Source organism: Robertmurraya phoenicis (assembly GCF_047302285.1).
Classification (GTDB): domain Bacteria; phylum Bacillota; class Bacilli; order Bacillales; family Cytobacillaceae; genus Robertmurraya.
In genome coordinates, this window is the sequence record NZ_CP154845.1 from 2,042,466 (window position 1) to 2,061,521 (window position 19,056).

Consider the following 19,056-nt stretch of genomic DNA (forward strand, 5'->3'; position numbering starts at 1 on the left):
TGGGTTTAATGACTTTGTAAAATTATTGATTTAAATGACATGCTAATTATCAAAGGGTTTTTGAGCTTAGCAAATGTGCTTCTAGCGCGAGCATTCTATGGAATTGAAAGTGGTGACAATATTGGAAAATGAAGAATTGAATAAAGAGTCGAATGAAAACCAATCTGGATTTATTCAGATGAAAAAATTTCACTTCGTCATGCTTTTGTTCTTCGTTGTGTTCTTATCAGCAGGTATCACAACATTTGCACTTGCATTTGGAGACGAAAAGGCAGTTCCGGTTATAAGCGGGGAAAGAAAAGAGTTCGAAAAGTTTTACACTGCTTATGATACGATTAAAAAAAGCTATTATAAAGAAGTGGATGAAAATACATTAGTAAATGGAGCCATTAACGGGATGATTGAATCTCTAGAGGATCCCTATTCTGATTATATGAATGAGGAAGAGGCTGCTAGCTTCCATCAGAGTATATCATCTTCCTTCGAAGGAATCGGTGCAGAAATACAAGAACGAGATGGCTATATTGTCATTGTATCTCCACTTAAGGGTTCTCCTGCTGAAAAGGCAGGTATGCGACCAGAGGATAAAGTTCTTTCGGTAGATGGAGAAAGCCTTCAAGGGATGAGTTCAACGGAGGCAGTCCTTTTGATTAGGGGAGAAAAAGGGACTAAGGTTGAACTTGAAATTGAACGGTCTGGTATAGAAGAACCTTTAATGATGACGATCGTCCGTGATACAATCCCGATTGAAACCGTTTATGGAGAAATGATTGATGACGAAATTGCGAAAGTGCAAATTACATCATTCTCTGATAATACGTCAAAAGAATTGATTGAAACATTAAATGAACTGCAAAAACAAGGTATGAAGGGCTTGGTATTAGATTTACGACAAAATCCAGGTGGACTTCTAGATCAAGCTATTACGATCTCTAGCCTTTTTGTTCCAGAAGGAGAAATATTATTCCAAATTGAAGACAGAGATGGCAATGTTGAACAAATGAAATCGAATAGTAAGAATAATCCTGAAATCCCACTTGTTGTCGTGATCGATAAAGGTAGTGCAAGTGCTTCTGAAATCCTTGCTGCAGCTGTAAGTGAATCAGCGGACATTCCGTTAGTTGGTGAGAAATCTTTTGGTAAGGGTACAGTGCAAAGAGCACAAGATTTTTCCGATGGTTCAAACATTAAATTTACGACTGAGAAATGGTTAACACCAAATGGTAACTGGATTCATGAGAAAGGGATTTCACCAGATTATGAAGTAGCGTTACCTGAATATTCAACATTAACGATTTTAAATCCAAATGATGAATTAAAGCTTTCCAGTTCATCAGCTCAAGTGAAATCAGCCCAATCGATGCTAAAGGCTCTAGGATATGACCCTGGTCGTGAAGACGGATTTTTCGATGAAAAGACGGAAAATGCCGTAATCGAATTCCAAAAAGCTGAAAAGTTAGAGGAAACAGGTGTGCTTACAGGCGAAACATCATTGAAGCTGATGGAAAAGCTAAGAGAACTGATTACCAAAAACGATACCCAAATACAAAAGGCTGTTGAATTATTAAAAGAACAGCTTTAAATTGAGCCCTCCGTTATAGGAGGGTTCTTTCGATATTGTAAAATATTTGTATGCAGGTAGGAAATAGGCTAAAATGACTTCTTAGAGAATATAAACAGCATTAGAAGGAGCTGTATTTGAGGTGAGGATTTGCGACAGATTGTGAATTTCAATGAACAGCTTAGAGATGAAATCGTGAATTTTGAACTAGCATGTGAGAAGATGTGTGCATCCTTTGAAGAGAAGTACCAACAAGCTTTTCAAGCTTATAATGCACGATTATTAATCGAATTTATGAGGACTTTAAAAGGGAGTTTGGCCAACCCAACTGATGTATATCAAGATTGTTATGAGTCGTTTATTGATATTGGAATTGAAAAAGATGAAGAGTATTTTCCTAATGCCCACATACCTGTTTGGCGTTGCAAAAAGGAGTTTTTTCAGAAAATAGGGTATTTCACCAAATATGATATTGAAGGAATACAGCAGAAAATAGCTTTAATCATTGAAGAAATGCTACAGGAGAAAAAAGAAGAGTCGAAATAGTCATGCATGCTCTTTATTTAATAGGGGAAAACTCACTATATGTAAATTTTGAAAATGAGTGAGTATAAATGAAAACTTTAAGAGCACTGTTCATATCCATTTTAATCATAGGGGCACACCATCATGTAAGGGCTGAAAAAAAAGTAGAGGAAGAAATAGAGCTAATCCCTTGGGAAGAAGTAAATCAATTCATTCCTAAGTACACAAAGTTCACGGTAAAAGATGTATCAAGTGGGCTGGAATTCAGGGTGCAAAGACGAGCAGGAAGTAAGCATGCTGATGTACAGCCTTTGACATCAGAAGATACTAAGATCATGAAGGAAATTTATCAAGGAAAATGGAGCTGGAAACGAAGAGCGATTATCGTCATCCATGACGGTCGACAAATTGCTGCGTCTATGCACGGGATGCCTCATGGGGCAGGTGCATTAGAGAATAATTTTCCAGGCCATTTTTGCATTCATTTTTACGGGAGTACAACACATCGGAAAAACTTTATGGATTTATCCCATAAACTTATGATTCTGAAGTCTGTAGGGAAATTGTATGAGCATTTGCAACGGTCAAACCCTTATGAAGTAATCAGTGCCTTTATTGCAGGTATTAAAGAAGATGATGAAGAGATTATTGATATGGTGACGATCCAAAACGCTGAGTGGAAGAAATCTTTGTCATTAATAGAAACAATCGCTATCTCGAAGATGCCACAGCTCCCAGATGAAGATTTAACTTCATACTTAAATCTATCCGTACCGATACAAATCGAATGGTATATGAAAGATGTGGGAATTAGAAAGGTTAATGGGGAAATTCACCTTTTTAAATTGACTCCAGCTGAAGGTTGGAAAATTGACGCACTACAATTTAAAGAAGACTTTTTTGAAGATAAACCTCGAGAAAATAACGCTTGAGAATTGTTTCTCAAACGTTATTTTTTTCACCAAATTTAATAAACGTTTTTTCATCTTCTATTAAACCGCATGCAGCACATTGGACTCGTTTCTCTGGTCCATTGTAGGCCATGTGAAAAGGACTTAATTGCTCGCTTGCGTATTCTTCTAGGAGATCTCCTGTACGTGGGTCCATTTTTACAGACTGTGCATCTTGTTTTATGATATTGAATCGACTACGGTTCGTTTTACAATTTGGACAACAATAAGGGGTATTCATTTTCGTACTCCTTTCAGATTTTAGATGGATTTCTTTTTATTTTTCCCTTAAACGAAGGAAACATACGATATAACCAATGTAAGTGACTTGTTTGTCCATTTTAGAAAGGGTGTTTGTTCATGGAAAATCACTTTGATGAGTTATTAATACATTATCGTATACTATGGAATAATCGAGTGCTAACTGTTGAGGAGAATAGTAAGAAAACGTTATTGGATACCATTCAGAGGGAACTAAAGGATGAAAATTCACATCCTCGCATTCGCAAAGGAATCCATGAAAAGTTTTATCTCGCCATTAGAAGAATCAACCACTCCTCATTACCAGAAGACATTCAATCGCAACTGATTACCTTACATATTAAAATAATGGAAGAGCTTGTGTAGAGATTTGCAAAACATCTGTGGTTTTAGAAATTTTCGTCTATTGTTCACAGATTACTTGTTCAGGAGCGTTATAATGAGAATGGAAATATCAAAATTTCAAGAATAGGAGAGAAGTACATAATGGGTAAAAATCAAATTAGATTACTGGCTATGTTTATATTTGTCATTATGCTAACCGCATGTTCAAAAAAGGAGAGTGAACTTCCATATGTAGAAGTAGATTTATCTGTTACCCCTGAACAAGCAGATGTTGGTGAAATGGTGACAATAGAGGCAAAAGTAACTTATGGTGATGAAGTAGTTACAGATGCTGATGAAGTGTCATTTGAAATTTGGAGAGCACATGATGAAGAACATGAAAAGATTGAAATTGAACATGCAGGAGAGGGCAATTACCGATTAGAGAAAACATTTGAGCAAGAGGGCACTTATTATGTCATTTCACATGTTACGGCAAGAGATATGCATAATATGCCAAAAAGGGAGTTTGTCATTGGGGAGGCAAGTGAACCTGAAGAAACACCATCATCATCACATATGAATCATGAAGATTCAGAGGAAGACCATTCTGGAGAGCATTGAGAGGATGACATGAAGGGGAATGATTCTGAGTCTGTCAATTAGTAAATGACCTTTTGACCGATAAAATGTTCATTCCCACATCATTACTCATACTCCCTAACATCAATCTCTGTGTATTGCATGTGGATGGATTTAGGGAGTTTAATTTCGAGAGTCCCTTCCTTAAAGGAGGCTCTCGACCCCTTTTTCTTAACAATCGCTGGAAGTGTGATTGTTTGTTTGTCTTCAGCTTCTGGAAAATGCTCAATAATAAGCTGATTAGAAGTATGATATATTCTCATATTATTGACATCGTTTCTATCTTTGACAGGGATGATGACGTATACATCATCATGTGTTTCAAATACCTTCACTTGAAGTTCAATATTTCTCTCTTCTGTCGGATTAGCTGAAATATTAAACGGATTGCTTCCCTTGGAAAAATTCATTCCTTGCATATCTGTCGGCATCATTTTTCCAAGCATCTCATTTACATACTTCTCGATTTCCTCTGGTTTCATTTGTTGAAGTTTTTTAATTGTATCTTTATTAAACGGAGTAAAATTCCATGGAAACATTGAGTTCTTCCTTTCTAAACAAAGCGCAAAAGATCTATTTTTGCCAGTAGAATATAATACCATCTTATGCAAAAAAGCGGGTTTGGGTTATTTATTGACGGATTCAAAATGAACGTTGAAGTTGGAAAAACAGACGGATTGTTTGCATATCTTTCATTTTCTTTTTAGTATAGAGGTAGGAGTCCGTTCATGAAGGGACTAATGATTAAGTATATTCATATTGTGAGGTTAGTCATTTGAAACAAAGAACCGCACTTATAACCGGTGGAACGACGGGAATTGGAAAAAAAACGGCGTTAGAGCTTGCCGGGAGTGGCATGAACCTAGTAATTAATTTCCGAAGCAGTGCAGATCAGGCAAAAGAGCTTGCAAATGAGTTAAATTCTTACGGAATAAAGAACATCGTTGTCCAAGGTGATCTAACAAAAGTGGAGGATTGTCAAAAGCTGGTTGAAGCTGCCTTAAACTTTTCTCCGACGATTGATATTCTCATTCATAATGCCGGGCCTTATGTACATAAACGAAAAGAGATGGTTGATTACCCATTTGAGGAATGGAATTACATCATCAATGGAAATTTAAATGCGGTATTCTATTTATCGAAGTTATTAATACCAAAGATGAGGGAGCAACAATGGGGTCGTATCGTAACGGTTGGCTTTGACCGTGTTGAATCTGCTCCTGGATGGATGTATCGTTCGGCATTTGCTGCCGCTAAAACAGGGCTTGCTTCCTTGACGAAAACCATTGCCTTAGAAGAAGCAGAAAACGGAATTACAGCCAACATGGTTTGTCCAGGTGATATTGTAGGTGAATGGAAAGAAAGAGACATAGCAGACGCTCTAAATGTTTTTGATAAGGATACTCCAGTCGGACGTCCGGGAACAGGTGAAGATATTTCTAGAGTGATCTCGTTTTTGGTGTCGGAGAAATCAAGCTTTATTACAGGGAGTATTATTCCGATTACAGGCTCAAAAGATGTCCTCGGGAAAGTGAAAAATTTGCATAACAAACCTTCTAATATGTAAAAAAACAGCGAGACTTCATCTCCGCTGTTTTTTTCTATCATGCTTGTAATGGATGTTTAAATTTTCTTTTTTGAATATAAATAAGCCTCATACTTAAGGTCAGAGCCCCAATCGCTAATCCACTAATTAATCCAATCCAATAGCCTATCGGACCTAAGCTTGTAAATGTCGCTAAACTATAGCCGACAGGTAAGCCGATCACCCAATAAGAAATGAATGACATCATTAGCGTCATATTGACATCTTTGTAGCCTCTTAATGCTCCTTGTATCGGTGCTTGAATTGCATCTGACAATTGGAAGAAGAGGGCGAATAATAAGAAATGGGCGGTTAATTCTAATACTCTTGCATCGGTTGTGTAGAGACTAGCAATTTCAAAACGGAAAATAAGTAAGATGAGTCCACATAAAATCGCCATCATGACACCCATTGATACGCCGAGCCAGCTATATACTTTAGCGTCTTTTAATCTTCCTGCTCCTACTTCAAAGCCAACTAAAATGGTTAAGGCCATCGATATACTTAATGGAACCATGTACAAAAATGAAGCGAAGTTAACAGCAGCTTGATAGGATGCAATCGTAATCGTATCGAAGACACTCATTAACAGAGTAACGGCTGAAAAAATACTGGTTTCAAAAAAGATCGAAAAGCCTATTGGTACACCAATTATTAATATTTCTTTCCATTTTTCAAAAGATAAACGATGGAAAGATTTAAATAGTCGAAAAGAGGAGAATGGCTGTTGTTTTGCTGTCACAAATAATGCGATCCCCATAATTATCCAATAGGTGATCGTTGATGCATAACCAGCTCCAACACCGCCGAGCTTTGGTAAGCCTAATTTTCCAAAAATAAGGACGTAATTAAAGAAAACATTAATCGGTAATGCTGACAAAGTGATTAACATGGAGACGCGCGTTTTTCCCAGTGCATCAATAAAAGAACGAAGAACATTATAGACGAATAAGGGAAGGATTCCAAAACTTAGTGCCGTTAAATAATCTGTGGCAATCCGTCGTACTTCTGACTCTAGGCTCATTACATTAAGCAATGGGTCTAAGAGAATGACACCGCTAATAATGACAGCTAGTCCGATTAAGAGACTTAAATAAATAGCTTGGATAACATTATAAGAAACCTCATTTTCCTTTTTTCCACCAATGAGATGCGACACAATTGGTGTCACCGCTAATAAAATTCCACTTAGTCCAGAAAACACAGCCACCCAAATAGAAGAACCGATGGCAACGCCTGCTAAGTCATTTGGACTGAATCTTCCCGACATCATGGTGTCAAAGAAATTCATGGAAAACATGCCGAATTGAGTAATTAAAATCGGAATTAAGATATGGAGAAGTTGTTTGCTTTTTTCTTTTTTACTATAGGTTTGATCCATGTCGTTACCTCTTCTAGAAATTTCTGCTACAAGAATGGATTATATCATAACTAGCGGAAATATACGCATGCCGACAACGATCAAATTTGCTTCATTTAACATATAAGTGGTTTTTTTCACATATAGTGTAGGAACATGCGTTACTGAGAGGAGAATGAAGGTGGCTTATCAAGGATCAAAGGGCTGGTATGTCCAAAAATTAAAAGAACTAGGCGTTCATTATCATCCGGTTGAGCGAAAAAAGCTGGAGTTATACAAAGCATATGTATTACGAAATATTTATCTCCAATTGACGGAAAAGAAAGACTAAAGGAAGCACACCTTTTTGAGGTGTGCTTCCGACTGTAGAAATATTCGATAATAAATAATGGGTAGACGTTACTTTCCTTATGCTTCTAACAAATGATTCGCTTCTTGTTGCTCATGTCCATGTCGTAACACATGTAATGTATATAGATCCTTTGGAATTTCATATAAGTTGTAGATGTGCTCTGAACCATTCAGTTGTTGAAAAATATCTTTTCGCGTTTCATTGGCATGGATCACATAAGGGAGCTTTTCAGCTGCTTTCTGAGAACGAACATTTTCCTTACGAATCCGCATATAGACTGTTTCGATATTTAAACTGTAAAAGATCTCTTCAAAAAAGGTATCCTTTGCTAACTTGTTATAGCCTTTTCCATGGAAAGGTTTCCCAATCCATGTTCCAAGAAATCCTGCTTGGTCTTTAATATCAAATAAATTAATCGTCCCAATTGGATTTCCCCACTCATCGAGAATCGTACGCGAAATGAGTTCTCCACGTTCCTCCGCTTCAATTGTTTGCTTTGTGAGGAATAGAAATTCGTCCATTGAGTTAGCCTTATGGCGCACAAAAGGGAAGACATCAGGGTGGATCATCCACTCATATAATGCGTGACTGTCTTGAAGTTCGCGTTTTTTAAGCATGAGTAATTCCCTCCATTAATGAGGACAGTCTTATTCCATGCGTAAAGAGACTAAGACCCACCCTCGAAATTTTTTATAATGTTGCTAAAAAATTTCGGGGTGGGAATCGAACCCACTAGAACCAGCACATACAAAATATCACTGGTGGCGCACCATTTGCCTTCCCTATTGCTTTTTGTTTTAATACGTTCAGTATTCTTTCTGTATAATACAAGAAATTATCGAAAAAGGAAATAGGTTTTTTATGAAAAAATTTTAAGATTTTTTTCCTTTTTCTTTTATAAATGTAAACACAAAGTAAAGGATGATTCCAACGATTGAAATCCCAATGATCGGGAGTAAAAACGGGCGTGAATATTCTTCAATCATCTTCCAATGATCACCTAGTTCTATCCCTAGCAAAAGAAATAATATCGTCCATGGAATCATCGCTCCAATCGTAAGCATTGTAAAATGGGAAATTGGCATTCTTGCAATTCCAGCCGGAATGGAAATGGCATGGCGAATGACAGGGATGAACCGCGCAGAAAAGATCACACCAGTACCATATTTTTTGAACCAATGCTCTGAGGCATCAAGATGCTTTGGGTGAATGAAGAGATATTTTCCATACTTCTCTAAAAAGGGCCTACCACCGTAAACTCCTAGCCAATATAAAAATAACTGCGCCGCCGTGCCTCCTATGACCCCGCATAGGAGAGCCCCGAAAAAATGAATTTGGCCACTACTAATTAAATAGCCTCCATAACTCAAGACAATTTCACTTGGAATAATTTCAATCATAAGGCCAAATAAGATCCCGAAATACCCAAGCTCTGACAGCATATCGAAAATGTTCGATATCATCTCATGCATAAAGACCCACCCCTAAAAAACGCCAGTTAGTTGAAACGTTAAAACAGCTAAGCCTAAAATCCATACATATACGGCAAAAACCTTTAATGATCGTTTCTTCAAATAATTGATCATCCAAACGATCGCAAAATAGCCGCAAAGTGCAGAAGCGATTGTTGCAACGATAAGGCTACCGAGAGTCACAGCTTCCATGTTTCCTGACACTAATTCTCCCATCTCTAATACAATTCCACCTGAAATCGTCGGAATAGAGAGTAAGAATGAGAAATAGGCAGCAGTTTCTCTGTCAAGCTTTCGAAATAGTCCTGCAGCAATCGTTAGACCGGAACGTGAGACTGCTGGAAAAATAGCCGCAGCCTGAAATGTTCCGATAAATAATGCATCCCCATAGGTAATGTTGTCCATTTTTTTTGCGCCTTTTTTGACACCGTCTGCCATCCACAGAATAAAACCAGTAAATAAAAATTCCCAACCAATCGTGACCCCTGTTTTGGAAATAGAATCAAATAAATCATTTAAGAGAAGACCCACAATAACAGCAGGAATTGTTCCTATTATCAGCAATGAGGAGCGTTTTCCTAAGGGGTTTTTAACGATGTGAAGCAGCTCGTCTTTGTAGACAACGAGAACGGCAAGCAAAGTGCCGACATGAAGCATCGTATCGAGGAATAACCCAGCTTCATCAAGTCCGAACAAATGCCGACCTAAATAAAGATGCCCAGTGCTAGAAATGGGGATGAATTCAGTTAGACCTTGGATAATACCAAGTATGAATGCTTCTAGTTTTGACATCACAATGTTCATCATCCTTTTTAAAATTGTCCTCTTATAAAATGTATTCATCATGTCCAAATCGAGAACATAAACATGAATAGTCATCACTTTGGTCACAATATGAAGAGGGGAAAGTAGAACTTTTTTTATTTTCAATCGTATAGTATTTATAAGGTTCTTTTGACGACCTTGGGTTCAGTTAAAGAAGGGGGAATGATGATGCCAAGTCAAGACGAACGATTATTTGCTGCACTTATATTCGTGGTTAGTTTTTTCACAGTTTTTATTGGTCCATTAATAATATGGCTAATAAAAAAAGACGACTCTGCCTATATTGATTATTATGGAAAAGAATATTTCAACTTTTTTATTTCCTATGGAGTATATACCCTTTTAAGCACCATTTTGATGATTGTCCTAATTGGATTTATTACGATTTGGATTGTGGGAGCACTATATTTCATCTTTACGATTGTGGCAGCAATTAAAGCATATGAAGGTACCACTTACAAAATTCCGTTAGTGTTCCGATTAATTCGATAGAAAAAAGTCTAGGGACATACCTAGGCTTTTTTCTATCAAAATTTAAGATTGGTAGCCGTGAAAATAGAGAAACCAACAACAAAATTAGAATGATTAAGAGGAATCTGAATATAGTTATATTAGAAGACCTTAATACTAGATTGAGGAAGGAGCCTTTCAATGTGGACGTGGCTTACAATAATGATCGTCGTATTTATAGTGCTAGTGTTTTTGGAAGAATTGATAGAATTTCTTGTTAATCGCATAGTGCTTGGTCCAGCACCGTGGGAAGGCAAGTTAAAGAGTTTTTTTGATAGAGTGATAGAGTGGTTCAAGAGGAAAGTGAAGCGGCATCCATCAGTTGACTGAATTATCCAGATTTGAATAGATCATTGACTAAAAGAGGAGATTTTTCTGATGAATATCCAACAATTTTATCGTTCAGCGGCAACCACTTCCTTAAATGGAAGTATAGCTGCACTTATACCAGTCATTATCCTGATCATCCCGTTAACGATTTTAATACCAGGAAAAGAAGTGGTGTGGACAGCGCTACCTTTTTTTCTGTATAGCATTTCCTCTTTTCAATCATATCTTCTGAATCAGGAGCGTTCATCGCAAATAGAGGGGAACCTACATATAGGAGAAAATCATCTATCCTTTCATCGTGAAAATGAGTTTCTCCTCACTTTTATGCCTGCCCCATCATTGCGCTTGCTTCTGTTCAGCCCTAAAGGAGTAGTACTAGGAGAATTAAGAGATGTTCGCTATACGAAGCTAAGATGGTTTCTTCCTTATTTTCTTGATAAGTTCATTCCAGCAGAGTATGGATTTTATAATGCTGAAAATCAATTAATGATGAAATTCAAATGGAAAAGAAATCAGGGAAACGTATATGATCGAAACGGAAAACTGCAAATGACAATTCAAGAGCGGGAAGGGGAGGTTTTTGATGTCATCCTTCCTCATTCTTCCTTTCCGATTATGATCCATTCAGAACGCTTATTTACCGATGTTCAATTCAAAAACATGAAAAAGAAAACGATTGGACGTGTACGAAAAGGCTGGATGCCGATTGAATGGGAAGAATTATTTAAAGACGTGAACATACCTGTATTTTCCTTTGACGATGAGCTAACGGAAGAGGAACGCTATGTGCTCCTTGCGCTTCTCGTAAAAATATATCGATATCGCAATCATTGAAGCTAAAAAGATGGCTTCCTTCTTTTAAATTCAGTAAAATAGAAAACGACAAAAGGCGTTTAGTAAAGAAGGAGTTTAACGAATGAAGAAATTTTTACTGATTTTCGTATCGATCATTATCCTTCTCGTAATCATCGATAGGACAATCTTAAAAAAAAATAGTGGAGAAAATGACTCAATTCAGAGTGCACAATATGAAAGAATGGAAGACCTTGAATCCTTACCGGTCGGACTTAAAATAGAGGAGAGAGCCCCATCCTTTTCCTTAACGACACTTGATGGAAAAGAAGTGACATTAGAGGATTTTCTAGGGAAGAAAATTCTCCTGAATTTTTGGGCGACTTGGTGCCCACCATGTAAAGAAGAAATGCCAGACATGCAGGAATTATATGTGGAACATAAGGAAGATGATTTTGTTGTATTAGCCGTAAATGTAACAATTACAGAAAAAAATAGAGATGATGTCAACAAGTTTGTAGAGGAGTACGAACTAACCTTTCCGATCCTGATGGATGAAAGCGGGAAAGTGGCTAATCAATATGAAATTCTTTCCTACCCAACTTCCTATTTTATTGATTCTGATGGGGTTGTGAGAGCAAAAATAGTCGGTGGTTTAAGCAAAGAAGTGATGTTTAAAGAAATGATATTACTACCTTAAATCATCAATAAAAAAGAAAAATATGCTTGTCATACAAACTTCGACAGCATTATTAAAAATACTTCTTTAAAATGACTATAGTCAACAATGATTATTTTGTCGGAGGGAAGAAGAATGGAAGTATTTGTTGCCAAGCAGCCTATCTTAAATAGAGAAAGAGAAAATATAGCATTTGAGCTTTTTTACCGTAGTGGATTAGAGAACTCTTTTCCCAATATAGATGGTGATCAAGCTACAGCAGATGTCATTATTAATAGTTTTTTAAATATTGGCATTGAGGAGCTTTGTAGCGGAAAGCCTTGTTTTATAATTTTTACAAAAAAACTTCTTCTCCTTGGGTTGCCTACCTATTTTACACCACAAGAAATTGTTGTTGAATTTTCAGAATCGATTTATGCAACGAAAGAGATTCTGTCAATTTGCCATGATCTTAAGAATTTAGGCTATCAAATCGCTTTGGATGATGTTGTATTAAAGAATGGGAATCTCTATTCTGAGGAGCTAATTCAATATGTTGATATTATTAAGGTAGATTTTCTCGTTACATCGAAGAATACACGCAGGCGAATTGAAGAACGAGCGAATGAACGAGGGATTAAGCTTCTTGCGGAAAAGATTGAAACGGAGGAGGCTTTTAAAGAGGCAAAAAAATATGGCTATGAGTTATTTCAGGGCTATTTCTTTGCCGAGCCATCGATTGTTTCGACATATGATATTCCTATCTATTTTTTTGCTTATTACGATCATTTGCATGAAATTATTATGAATGAAACGAGCATTGACGTGATTTCTGACTTCATTGAAAAGGATCTTTCGTTGTCCTATAAACTCTTAAAATTAGTAAATTCTCAGTACAGGCTTACAAAACATAAAATTTACTCAGTCAAACAAGCGGTTATACTGCTTGGGATCATGGAAATCAAGAAATGGTTATATGTCCTTTCTGTTCGGGAAAGAGATATGAGCAAAAGTGAGTATGCGAAAGAAGTGGTCCATTTATCGTTAACAAGAGCAAAAATGTGCGAATCGATTGAACGTTTGAAGAGAAATCGAAAGGCTCCATCCACTTATTTTACGTTAGGATTATTTTCACTTATGGACAAGCTTGCAGGCGTTCCGATGGAAAAAATGGTTCAGGATTTACCATTACATGATGATCTTTGTGATGCATTGTCTGGAGTTCAAAACCCTTTAAAGGATGTTCTTGATTTGGTAATGGCCGTGGAAAAGGCACATTGGGTGAGAATAAGTGAGAAATGCAGGGATTTGAGAATTGAGGAGAAGGAGCTATTCAAAATCTATGCAGAATCATTAACATGGTCCAATCATATAATGGAAAAAGAAGATAAGGTGATTATCTAAAGGAAAGTTACTTAACTATGGAGATTCATATCGTATTAATATAAAATAAGTTAGTATAGATAATTAATTATTATGGTTTATGATCAGTTTGATATTGTGGGGGTTTAAGAAAAGTGGAATTAGAAATCATCAAATGTCATGGCTCAGGAAATGATTTTTTATTAATAGATGAAATGACAAATAAGTATGTTTTTTCAGAACAAGAACGATGTGAATTAGCGATTGCTCTCTGTAATCGTGAAACAGAGCTTGGCGCAGATGGGATTCTGTTTGTGATGAAGAGTGACAGAGCAGATGGGAGAATGCGTGTGTTTAATGCAGATGGTTCGGAAGCTTCCATGTGTGGCAATGGCCTTCGTTGTGTAGCAAGATATGTTTGCGAACTACTTGACAAAGATTCTGCTCTAATCGAAACGATGAAAGCGGACCTAGCCGTTCGTAAGGAAACCGATATTTTCCCAGAGATCCCAACTTATTTAGTTGAAATATCTCCTGTTTCCTTTCAAGTTAAGGATTTACCATTACATATTCAACAAGATACCCTTTTAAATGAGAAAATCCCAACCCTTTCTGAAGAAATTACCTTTACAGCGCTTGCTGTTCCTAATCCTCATTTAATTGCGATTGTCGATAGTGAGAAGATTCACTCTACTGTTCAAAAGGAATTAAGTGAATATGTCAATGGACCAAATGAATTATTCCCAGATGGTGTTAATGTGAGCTTTGTAAAAGCTATACAGCCTGGTCAAATCTATGTGCGTACGTTTGAACGAGGAGTTGGCTTTACGAATGCCTGCGGAACAGCAATGTCAGCTTCCACTTTGGTAAGTTGCCTGAATGAGTTGAACAATCTAGAAGAACCAGTCGAGGTTTTTAATAATGGGGGAAAGGTACGTTGTATCGCCCATCAAAAACAAGATTCCTACACGATCGATTTAATCGGTAATGCAACCTATGTGTATGAAACAAAGGTAGAAGCTGATTTACACTCTCCATCTACATTTACTTGTACAACTAAAAGCGAATTCTCAAAAGAAATCGCACAATACACAAAACTTCAAGAAGAAGTATCTTCTTATTTAAAGGATGTACTATAAAAAGGAGCCGATCTTAATTCGGCTCCTTTTCTATTTTTTTTGCAAAAATTGTAGTACGGCGTCAAAGTTCTGTTCTTCTTTCGCTTGGAAGAAATTTCGAAACGGATCTCCTTTTGATTTTACTCTTGGAATGATTTGTGGCATTTGAAATTGTTCAATTCTAATGTTTTCAGATACTTCATCCCAAAATAAAGGGGTTGCAACGGTAGCTAATGTAGTTCCCCTTAGTGAATAGGGGGCAATAATCGTCTTTCCTTCTGCATGCTGTACATAATCAATATAAAGCCGGTTCCCACGTTTTTTTTTCATTCGTTCGGTTGTAAAAGAATCAGGATCTTTGGAAACTAGATAATCAGCAATGAAAGACATAAATAACCTTGTATCATCGTAACTATAGCGATTGTCTGGGAGAGGAAGATAAATTTGTAATCCTTTATTTCCAGAAGTTTTAATAAAGCTTATTAAATCTAAATGGTCGATTACCTCCTTTATCATTAAGGCTGCTTTAATTGCTAAATGAAAATGTTCTTTTGATGGCGGATCTAGATCGAATACAATCTCGCTCGGGCCTGTACTTCCGAGCGTTTGAAATGGTATATGGAATTCGAAAGCTAATTGGTTCCCCAACCAAAGAAGAGTCTGCAAACTATTGCAAACCGTATAGTTAATATCATCCGCGAGTTTCGTCTCGACAAATTCAGGTGCATAGTCTGGGGTGTTTTTTTGGTAAAAGGATTCACCGAAGATGCCGTGAGGAAAGCGAATCACCGTAAGTAAACGATTTTCTAAAAAAGGTAAGAAATAAGGCGAGATCTCTCTTAAATAATGAATAAAATCATGTTTTTGAATAACAGGTTCTTTCCATAAAGGTTTTTCTGGATGAGAAATCTCAATTTCTGTCGGGAGATTATTTTGTTGCAGGAGAAAACGTTCATATGTACAGTCAGTCGGATGCAATTCAAATTGAAACTCATCAAAATGCGGTTCACGTAATTGTTCCTCATAGATCTCTAAATACTTGATTTGCACACAAATCGCTGGATTTACATAGATAAATTGCTCGTCCTCATCGATTTTATTTTCTTTCAATGTCTTATAAAGTACTTGCTTTTCATCAGGGTTAATGCCAAATAAAAATTGCCCGATCGGGACAATCTTGCCTTGAGCATAGACGCCTACATAGAAGTATCCATTAGATTTTTTAAAGGAAGTAATGAAACAGGAAACATACTTCCAGTTTTTAAATTTCAACCATGTCGTCGTCCGCTTGCCTTCCTCCCAAAGATGATTCCTTTTTTTGGCGACAACTCCTTCTCCATTAAAGAGGGTGACTTTATCCCAAATGGTTTTGTAATCATCATAAAATGGAACCATTTGAATGAGCTTGTTACTCTTATGATCGGGCCGCGTTGGCCATCCTGTTTCTTGAAAAAAAGATTTCAATAACTCCTTTCTTTTACCATAAGGTTCAGAATTAATTTTTTTTCCTTTTAGAACTAACACATCAAATAAAAGTAAATGGCAAGGTGAATGATTTGCTCTTTCGGTAATTTTCGTTTGCGATCGCATTCTACCCCTCGTTTGAACATGGCTAAAGTTAGACTTATAATCATTGTCTAAAAAGACGAGCTCTCCATCAAAGAGCAAAGGAAGAAACGGTTCAATCTTTTCCCTCTCTCTGTTAAGGAAATCACTTATCTCAGGGAAGAGTGCTAAGAGCGGTTTTTCATTTCTGCTTTCGAGTTCCACTTTTTCATTCCATTTAAGCAATGCACGAAAACCATCATATTTCACTTCGTATTTCCATTCTTTTCCCTCTGGAATTTCAAATGTTAAAGTTGGCAACATGGGTTTCAATTGGATTCTTCCCTTCAGATAATACTACTAGTAGTTTGTCTCTTTTTTTCATTTTCAAAAGTGTCTTTCCATATCTTTAACAGGATGAAGAATGAGCAGTGACATAAAATATTTGTAAAAAAGAATGGAGCAATGTCAATGCATACAATATGGAAAGGGAGTATAAGCTTCGGTTTAGTCAATATTCCGATCAAGCTTCATGCTGCAACTGAAGATAAAGATATTAAGCTTCGCAATTTACACAAGGAGTGTCATTCACCGATTAAATATGAAAAAATATGTCCGGTTTGTGAAGTTGAAATTAAAAATGAAGATATCGTGAAGGCGTATGAGTACACGAAAGGAAAATTTGTCGTCTTGGATGATGAAGAGCTTGAGAGCTTGAAAAAGGAAAAAGAGGACAAGGCTGTTGAAATTATTGATTTTATAAAAATGGAGCAAATTGATCCCATTTTTTACAATCGAAGTTATTTCATGTCCCCGAGTGAGGGAGGAGGAAAAGCCTATTCTCTTCTAAGAAAAGCGTTAGAAGAGTCAGAAAAGGTTGGTCTCGCAAAAATTATCATCCGTTCTAAAGAACAGTTAGCGGTTATTCGGGTGTACGAAAATACATTAGTAATGGAAACTCTCCATTTCCCAGATGAAGTAAGGTCTGCAGGTGATGTCCCCAATGTACCAATGGAAGAAAAAGTGACAGATAAAGAATTGAGTACAGCCATCCTTCTCATTGATCAATTAACCAATGATTTTGAACCGGAAAAATATACAGATGATTATCGTAAAGCTTTATTAGAGTTGATTGAATCGAAGAGAACCGGGAAGGAAATCGTTACACCAAATGAAAAAGAGAAAACATCGAATGTGACCGATTTGATGGCAGCTCTTCAAGCTTCTATTGATCGAACGAAACCGAAGGTAGCAGCTACGAAGAAAAAGAGAACCACAACAAAAAAGAAAAAAGAAGCATAAGCTGTTAAGTCGGTATGGGCTAGACGATACCGACTTTTTTTAATAAATATGTTAAACTAATAGGAAGGAAGCAGTTACATAAGGGGGAGCTAAATTTGAAGATTTTAGTTGTCGGAGCAGGGGCTGTGGGCGGTTATTTTGGCGGTAGGTTATTAGAAAAAGGGGAAGATGTCACATTCCTCGTTCGCGAAAAACGTAAAAAACAACTTGAGGAAAAGGGGTTAAAGATTCACAGTGTACATGGGGACATGCACTTACAACCAAAGTTGATTGTAAGTGGTGAGAAGTCTGTTCCATTTGATGTGATCATTCTCTCTACAAAGGCTTATCACTTAAATGAAGTGATAAAGGATATTCGGCCCTTTGTGGAAAAGGGTACAATGGTCTTGCCTTTACTAAACGGTATCTCTCACCTCGAGCTTTTAATCAATGAATTTGGGGAAGAGCAAGTCATTGGTGGTCTCTGTTTCATTGAATCGACCTTAGATGGAAACGGAGCTGTTGTACAAACAAGTCCCATTCACAATCTTGTCTTTGGTGAACGAAGTGGAATAGAAACAGAGCGCATTGTGCAATTAACGAAGTCCTTTGCTGATACGAAAGCGAATTTTATATATAGTGGAGAAATTATGAAAGAGATGTGGCAAAAATATTTATTTATTTCCTGTCTTTCAGGAGCAACAACGTTAATGCGTTCACCTATTGGGCCTATTCGGGAAACGAAAAGTGGATTTACCGCAATCGAAGGAATCGTAACCGAAGTAGTGACGGTGATGGAGAAAACAGGTGCACCGATTACTAAAGAAAATATTCAACCACAGTTAGCGAAAATAAAAGAAATGGGCTATGAAATGAAGTCTTCTATGCAGCGGGATATGGAAAAGGGGATGCAAACAGAGGCTGACCATTTCTTCTTATATTTACTTAAAAAAGCGCAAGCTGAAAATATTAAGACACCTTATTTAGAACTTATTTATGCAAACTTAAAAGTATATGAAAAAGCAGTATTGGGGATAGAATCGTGAATCAAAAGATTTTACCAGCTTCAACTAACATGAAAGAGTTTGAATTGTTTTTGAATAGTCCATATGAAATTGGGATCATACTCGAAGTTCATATTGCACAGTTGAAAAACATTAACCAAATGGCAAAGCAAAATGGAAAACGAATGATTTACCATATTGACATGATTCATGGAATCAAAAATGATGATTATGCGACAGAATATATTTGTCAAGAGTATAAGCCATATGGGATTATCTCAACGAAATCAAATGTTATATTAAAAGCAAAGCAAAAAGGCGTTATCGCTGTACAAAGAATATTTTTACTTGACTCACATGCCCTTGAAAAAAGTTATCGTCTGATTGAAAAGACGAAGCCTGACTATATAGAAGTTCTTCCAGGTGCCATGCCATGGATGATTAAAGAAGTGAAAGAACGATTAAAAACACCGATTTTTGCTGGTGGACTTATTCGTACACAGCAAGAAGTGGTTAATGCTTTAGAGGCAGGAGCATCTGCTATTACGACGTCGAAAATAGACTTATGGAAAAATTGATTGAGTAAAAAGAGTGCAAAT

At 36.8% G+C, this 19,056-nt stretch carries 22 protein-coding genes; 15 read left to right on the forward strand and 7 right to left on the reverse strand.

The window, feature by feature from the left end; genetic code table 11:
• The first annotated feature begins 97 nt into the window (after nucleotides 1-97).
• From AA0X71_RS10125 to AA0X71_RS10135, 3 genes are all read left to right on the forward strand, one after another.
• Nucleotides 98-1,582, forward strand: coding sequence for a S41 family peptidase (locus AA0X71_RS10125; protein ID WP_413361735.1), 1,485 nt, complete (start codon nucleotides 98-100; stop codon nucleotides 1,580-1,582).
• Between the two features lie 129 nt (nucleotides 1,583-1,711).
• A complete protein-coding gene (locus tag AA0X71_RS10130; RefSeq protein WP_413361736.1) occupies nucleotides 1,712-2,107 on the forward strand; it encodes a hypothetical protein in 396 nt (131 codons plus the stop codon).
• Between the two features lie 68 nt (nucleotides 2,108-2,175).
• Nucleotides 2,176-3,018 carry a hypothetical protein gene (locus AA0X71_RS10135; protein ID WP_413361737.1) on the forward strand — a complete coding sequence of 281 codons (843 nt, stop codon included), beginning with the start codon at nucleotides 2,176-2,178 and terminating at the stop codon, nucleotides 3,016-3,018.
• A 10-nt stretch (nucleotides 3,019-3,028) separates the two neighbouring features.
• On the opposite strand, the gene AA0X71_RS10140 is transcribed toward AA0X71_RS10135, so the two are convergent.
• Complete coding sequence (locus AA0X71_RS10140) at nucleotides 3,029-3,277, reverse strand: DNA alkylation repair protein (RefSeq protein WP_413361738.1); 249 nt, start codon at nucleotides 3,275-3,277, stop codon at nucleotides 3,029-3,031.
• A 119-nt stretch (nucleotides 3,278-3,396) separates the two neighbouring features.
• On the opposite strand from AA0X71_RS10140, the gene AA0X71_RS10145 reads away from it, so the two are divergent.
• Both AA0X71_RS10145 and AA0X71_RS10150 read left to right on the forward strand, forming a co-directional pair.
• On the forward strand, nucleotides 3,397-3,663 hold the full coding sequence (locus AA0X71_RS10145; protein WP_413361739.1) for a hypothetical protein: 267 nt from the start codon (nucleotides 3,397-3,399) through the stop codon (nucleotides 3,661-3,663).
• A gap of 120 nt (nucleotides 3,664-3,783) precedes the next feature.
• On the forward strand, nucleotides 3,784-4,245 hold the full coding sequence (locus AA0X71_RS10150; RefSeq protein ID WP_413361740.1) for a FixH family protein: 462 nt from the start codon (nucleotides 3,784-3,786) through the stop codon (nucleotides 4,243-4,245).
• 83 nt (nucleotides 4,246-4,328) lie between these two features.
• Here the strand turns inward: AA0X71_RS10150 and AA0X71_RS10155 are convergent, their stop codons facing one another.
• Entirely contained in the window at nucleotides 4,329-4,802 is a 474-nt protein-coding gene (locus tag AA0X71_RS10155) for an Hsp20/alpha crystallin family protein (protein WP_413361741.1), read from the reverse strand.
• A 236-nt stretch (nucleotides 4,803-5,038) separates the two neighbouring features.
• Here AA0X71_RS10155 and AA0X71_RS10160 point away from each other — a divergent pair, with 236 nt between their 5' ends.
• A complete protein-coding gene (locus tag AA0X71_RS10160; RefSeq protein ID WP_413361742.1) occupies nucleotides 5,039-5,830 on the forward strand; it encodes an SDR family oxidoreductase in 792 nt (263 codons plus the stop codon).
• A gap of 37 nt (nucleotides 5,831-5,867) precedes the next feature.
• Here the strand turns inward: AA0X71_RS10160 and AA0X71_RS10165 are convergent, their stop codons facing one another.
• On the reverse strand, nucleotides 5,868-7,229 hold the full coding sequence (locus AA0X71_RS10165) for an MATE family efflux transporter (protein ID WP_413361743.1): 1,362 nt from the start codon (nucleotides 7,227-7,229) through the stop codon (nucleotides 5,868-5,870).
• Between the two features lie 154 nt (nucleotides 7,230-7,383).
• Between AA0X71_RS10165 and AA0X71_RS10170 the strand changes: the two genes are divergently transcribed.
• Nucleotides 7,384-7,539, forward strand: coding sequence for a DUF2639 domain-containing protein (locus AA0X71_RS10170; protein WP_173391077.1), 156 nt, complete (start codon nucleotides 7,384-7,386; stop codon nucleotides 7,537-7,539).
• Nucleotides 7,540-7,616: 77 nt separating this feature from the next.
• On the opposite strand, the gene AA0X71_RS10175 is transcribed toward AA0X71_RS10170, so the two are convergent.
• From AA0X71_RS10175 to AA0X71_RS10185, 3 genes are all read right to left on the reverse strand, one after another.
• On the reverse strand, nucleotides 7,617-8,177 hold the full coding sequence (locus AA0X71_RS10175) for a GNAT family N-acetyltransferase (RefSeq protein WP_413361744.1): 561 nt from the start codon (nucleotides 8,175-8,177) through the stop codon (nucleotides 7,617-7,619).
• 255 nt (nucleotides 8,178-8,432) lie between these two features.
• A complete protein-coding gene (locus AA0X71_RS10180) occupies nucleotides 8,433-9,032 on the reverse strand; it encodes a DedA family protein (protein WP_413361745.1) in 600 nt (199 codons plus the stop codon).
• A 12-nt stretch (nucleotides 9,033-9,044) separates the two neighbouring features.
• Nucleotides 9,045-9,824 carry an undecaprenyl-diphosphate phosphatase gene (locus tag AA0X71_RS10185; RefSeq protein WP_413362549.1) on the reverse strand — a complete coding sequence of 260 codons (780 nt, stop codon included), beginning with the start codon at nucleotides 9,822-9,824 and terminating at the stop codon, nucleotides 9,045-9,047.
• Between the two features lie 201 nt (nucleotides 9,825-10,025).
• Between AA0X71_RS10185 and AA0X71_RS10190 the strand changes: the two genes are divergently transcribed.
• The 5 genes from AA0X71_RS10190 (at nucleotide 10,026) to dapF (ending at nucleotide 14,648) form a co-directional block, all read left to right on the forward strand.
• Entirely contained in the window at nucleotides 10,026-10,349 is a 324-nt protein-coding gene (locus tag AA0X71_RS10190) for a DUF4870 domain-containing protein (RefSeq protein WP_413361746.1), read from the forward strand.
• Between the two features lie 396 nt (nucleotides 10,350-10,745).
• Entirely contained in the window at nucleotides 10,746-11,531 is a 786-nt protein-coding gene (locus AA0X71_RS10195; protein WP_413361747.1) for a hypothetical protein, read from the forward strand.
• Between the two features lie 82 nt (nucleotides 11,532-11,613).
• On the forward strand, nucleotides 11,614-12,189 hold the full coding sequence (locus AA0X71_RS10200) for a TlpA disulfide reductase family protein (RefSeq protein WP_413361748.1): 576 nt from the start codon (nucleotides 11,614-11,616) through the stop codon (nucleotides 12,187-12,189).
• Between the two features lie 114 nt (nucleotides 12,190-12,303).
• A complete protein-coding gene (locus tag AA0X71_RS10205; protein WP_413361749.1) occupies nucleotides 12,304-13,551 on the forward strand; it encodes an EAL and HDOD domain-containing protein in 1,248 nt (415 codons plus the stop codon).
• Between the two features lie 113 nt (nucleotides 13,552-13,664).
• Nucleotides 13,665-14,648 carry a diaminopimelate epimerase gene (gene dapF, locus AA0X71_RS10210; RefSeq protein ID WP_413361750.1) on the forward strand — a complete coding sequence of 328 codons (984 nt, stop codon included), beginning with the start codon at nucleotides 13,665-13,667 and terminating at the stop codon, nucleotides 14,646-14,648.
• A 30-nt stretch (nucleotides 14,649-14,678) separates the two neighbouring features.
• Here the strand turns inward: dapF and AA0X71_RS10215 are convergent, their stop codons facing one another.
• Nucleotides 14,679-16,505 carry a DNA ligase D gene (locus AA0X71_RS10215; RefSeq protein ID WP_413361751.1) on the reverse strand — a complete coding sequence of 609 codons (1,827 nt, stop codon included), beginning with the start codon at nucleotides 16,503-16,505 and terminating at the stop codon, nucleotides 14,679-14,681.
• A 138-nt stretch (nucleotides 16,506-16,643) separates the two neighbouring features.
• Between AA0X71_RS10215 and AA0X71_RS10220 the strand changes: the two genes are divergently transcribed.
• From AA0X71_RS10220 to AA0X71_RS10230, 3 genes are all read left to right on the forward strand, one after another.
• A complete protein-coding gene (locus AA0X71_RS10220; RefSeq protein ID WP_413361752.1) occupies nucleotides 16,644-17,474 on the forward strand; it encodes a Ku protein in 831 nt (276 codons plus the stop codon).
• A 95-nt stretch (nucleotides 17,475-17,569) separates the two neighbouring features.
• A complete protein-coding gene (locus AA0X71_RS10225; RefSeq protein WP_413361753.1) occupies nucleotides 17,570-18,499 on the forward strand; it encodes a ketopantoate reductase family protein in 930 nt (309 codons plus the stop codon).
• Complete coding sequence (locus tag AA0X71_RS10230; RefSeq protein WP_413361754.1) at nucleotides 18,496-19,035, forward strand: glycerol-3-phosphate responsive antiterminator; 540 nt, start codon at nucleotides 18,496-18,498, stop codon at nucleotides 19,033-19,035. The genes AA0X71_RS10225 and AA0X71_RS10230 overlap by 4 nt, the downstream gene beginning before the upstream one ends.
• The last annotated feature ends 21 nt before the right edge of the window (nucleotides 19,036-19,056 follow it).

Excerpts from the sequence above, each read along its gene's own strand:
- AA0X71_RS10145 (WP_413361739.1), top strand. The coding sequence starts at position 3,397 with ATGGAAAATCACTTTGATGAGTTATTAATACATTATCGTATACTATGG.
- AA0X71_RS10170 (WP_173391077.1), top strand. The coding sequence starts at position 7,384 with ATGAAGGTGGCTTATCAAGGATCAAAGGGCTGGTATGTCCAAAAATTA.
- AA0X71_RS10155 (WP_413361741.1), bottom strand. The coding sequence starts at position 4,802 with ATGTTTCCATGGAATTTTACTCCGTTTAATAAAGATACAATTAAAAAA.
- AA0X71_RS10185 (WP_413362549.1), bottom strand. The coding sequence starts at position 9,824 with ATGTCAAAACTAGAAGCATTCATACTTGGTATTATCCAAGGTCTAACT.
- AA0X71_RS10190 (WP_413361746.1), top strand. The coding sequence starts at position 10,026 with ATGCCAAGTCAAGACGAACGATTATTTGCTGCACTTATATTCGTGGTT.
- AA0X71_RS10180 (WP_413361745.1), bottom strand. The coding sequence starts at position 9,032 with ATGCATGAGATGATATCGAACATTTTCGATATGCTGTCAGAGCTTGGG.
- AA0X71_RS10125 (WP_413361735.1), top strand. The coding sequence starts at position 98 with ATGGAATTGAAAGTGGTGACAATATTGGAAAATGAAGAATTGAATAAA.
- AA0X71_RS10165 (WP_413361743.1), bottom strand. The coding sequence starts at position 7,229 with ATGGATCAAACCTATAGTAAAAAAGAAAAAAGCAAACAACTTCTCCAT.
- AA0X71_RS10220 (WP_413361752.1), top strand. The coding sequence starts at position 16,644 with ATGCATACAATATGGAAAGGGAGTATAAGCTTCGGTTTAGTCAATATT.
- AA0X71_RS10135 (WP_413361737.1), top strand. The coding sequence starts at position 2,176 with ATGAAAACTTTAAGAGCACTGTTCATATCCATTTTAATCATAGGGGCA.
- AA0X71_RS10205 (WP_413361749.1), top strand. The coding sequence starts at position 12,304 with ATGGAAGTATTTGTTGCCAAGCAGCCTATCTTAAATAGAGAAAGAGAA.
- AA0X71_RS10200 (WP_413361748.1), top strand. The coding sequence starts at position 11,614 with ATGAAGAAATTTTTACTGATTTTCGTATCGATCATTATCCTTCTCGTA.
- AA0X71_RS10140 (WP_413361738.1), bottom strand. The coding sequence starts at position 3,277 with ATGAATACCCCTTATTGTTGTCCAAATTGTAAAACGAACCGTAGTCGA.
- AA0X71_RS10195 (WP_413361747.1), top strand. The coding sequence starts at position 10,746 with ATGAATATCCAACAATTTTATCGTTCAGCGGCAACCACTTCCTTAAAT.
- AA0X71_RS10175 (WP_413361744.1), bottom strand. The coding sequence starts at position 8,177 with ATGCTTAAAAAACGCGAACTTCAAGACAGTCACGCATTATATGAGTGG.
- AA0X71_RS10150 (WP_413361740.1), top strand. The coding sequence starts at position 3,784 with ATGGGTAAAAATCAAATTAGATTACTGGCTATGTTTATATTTGTCATT.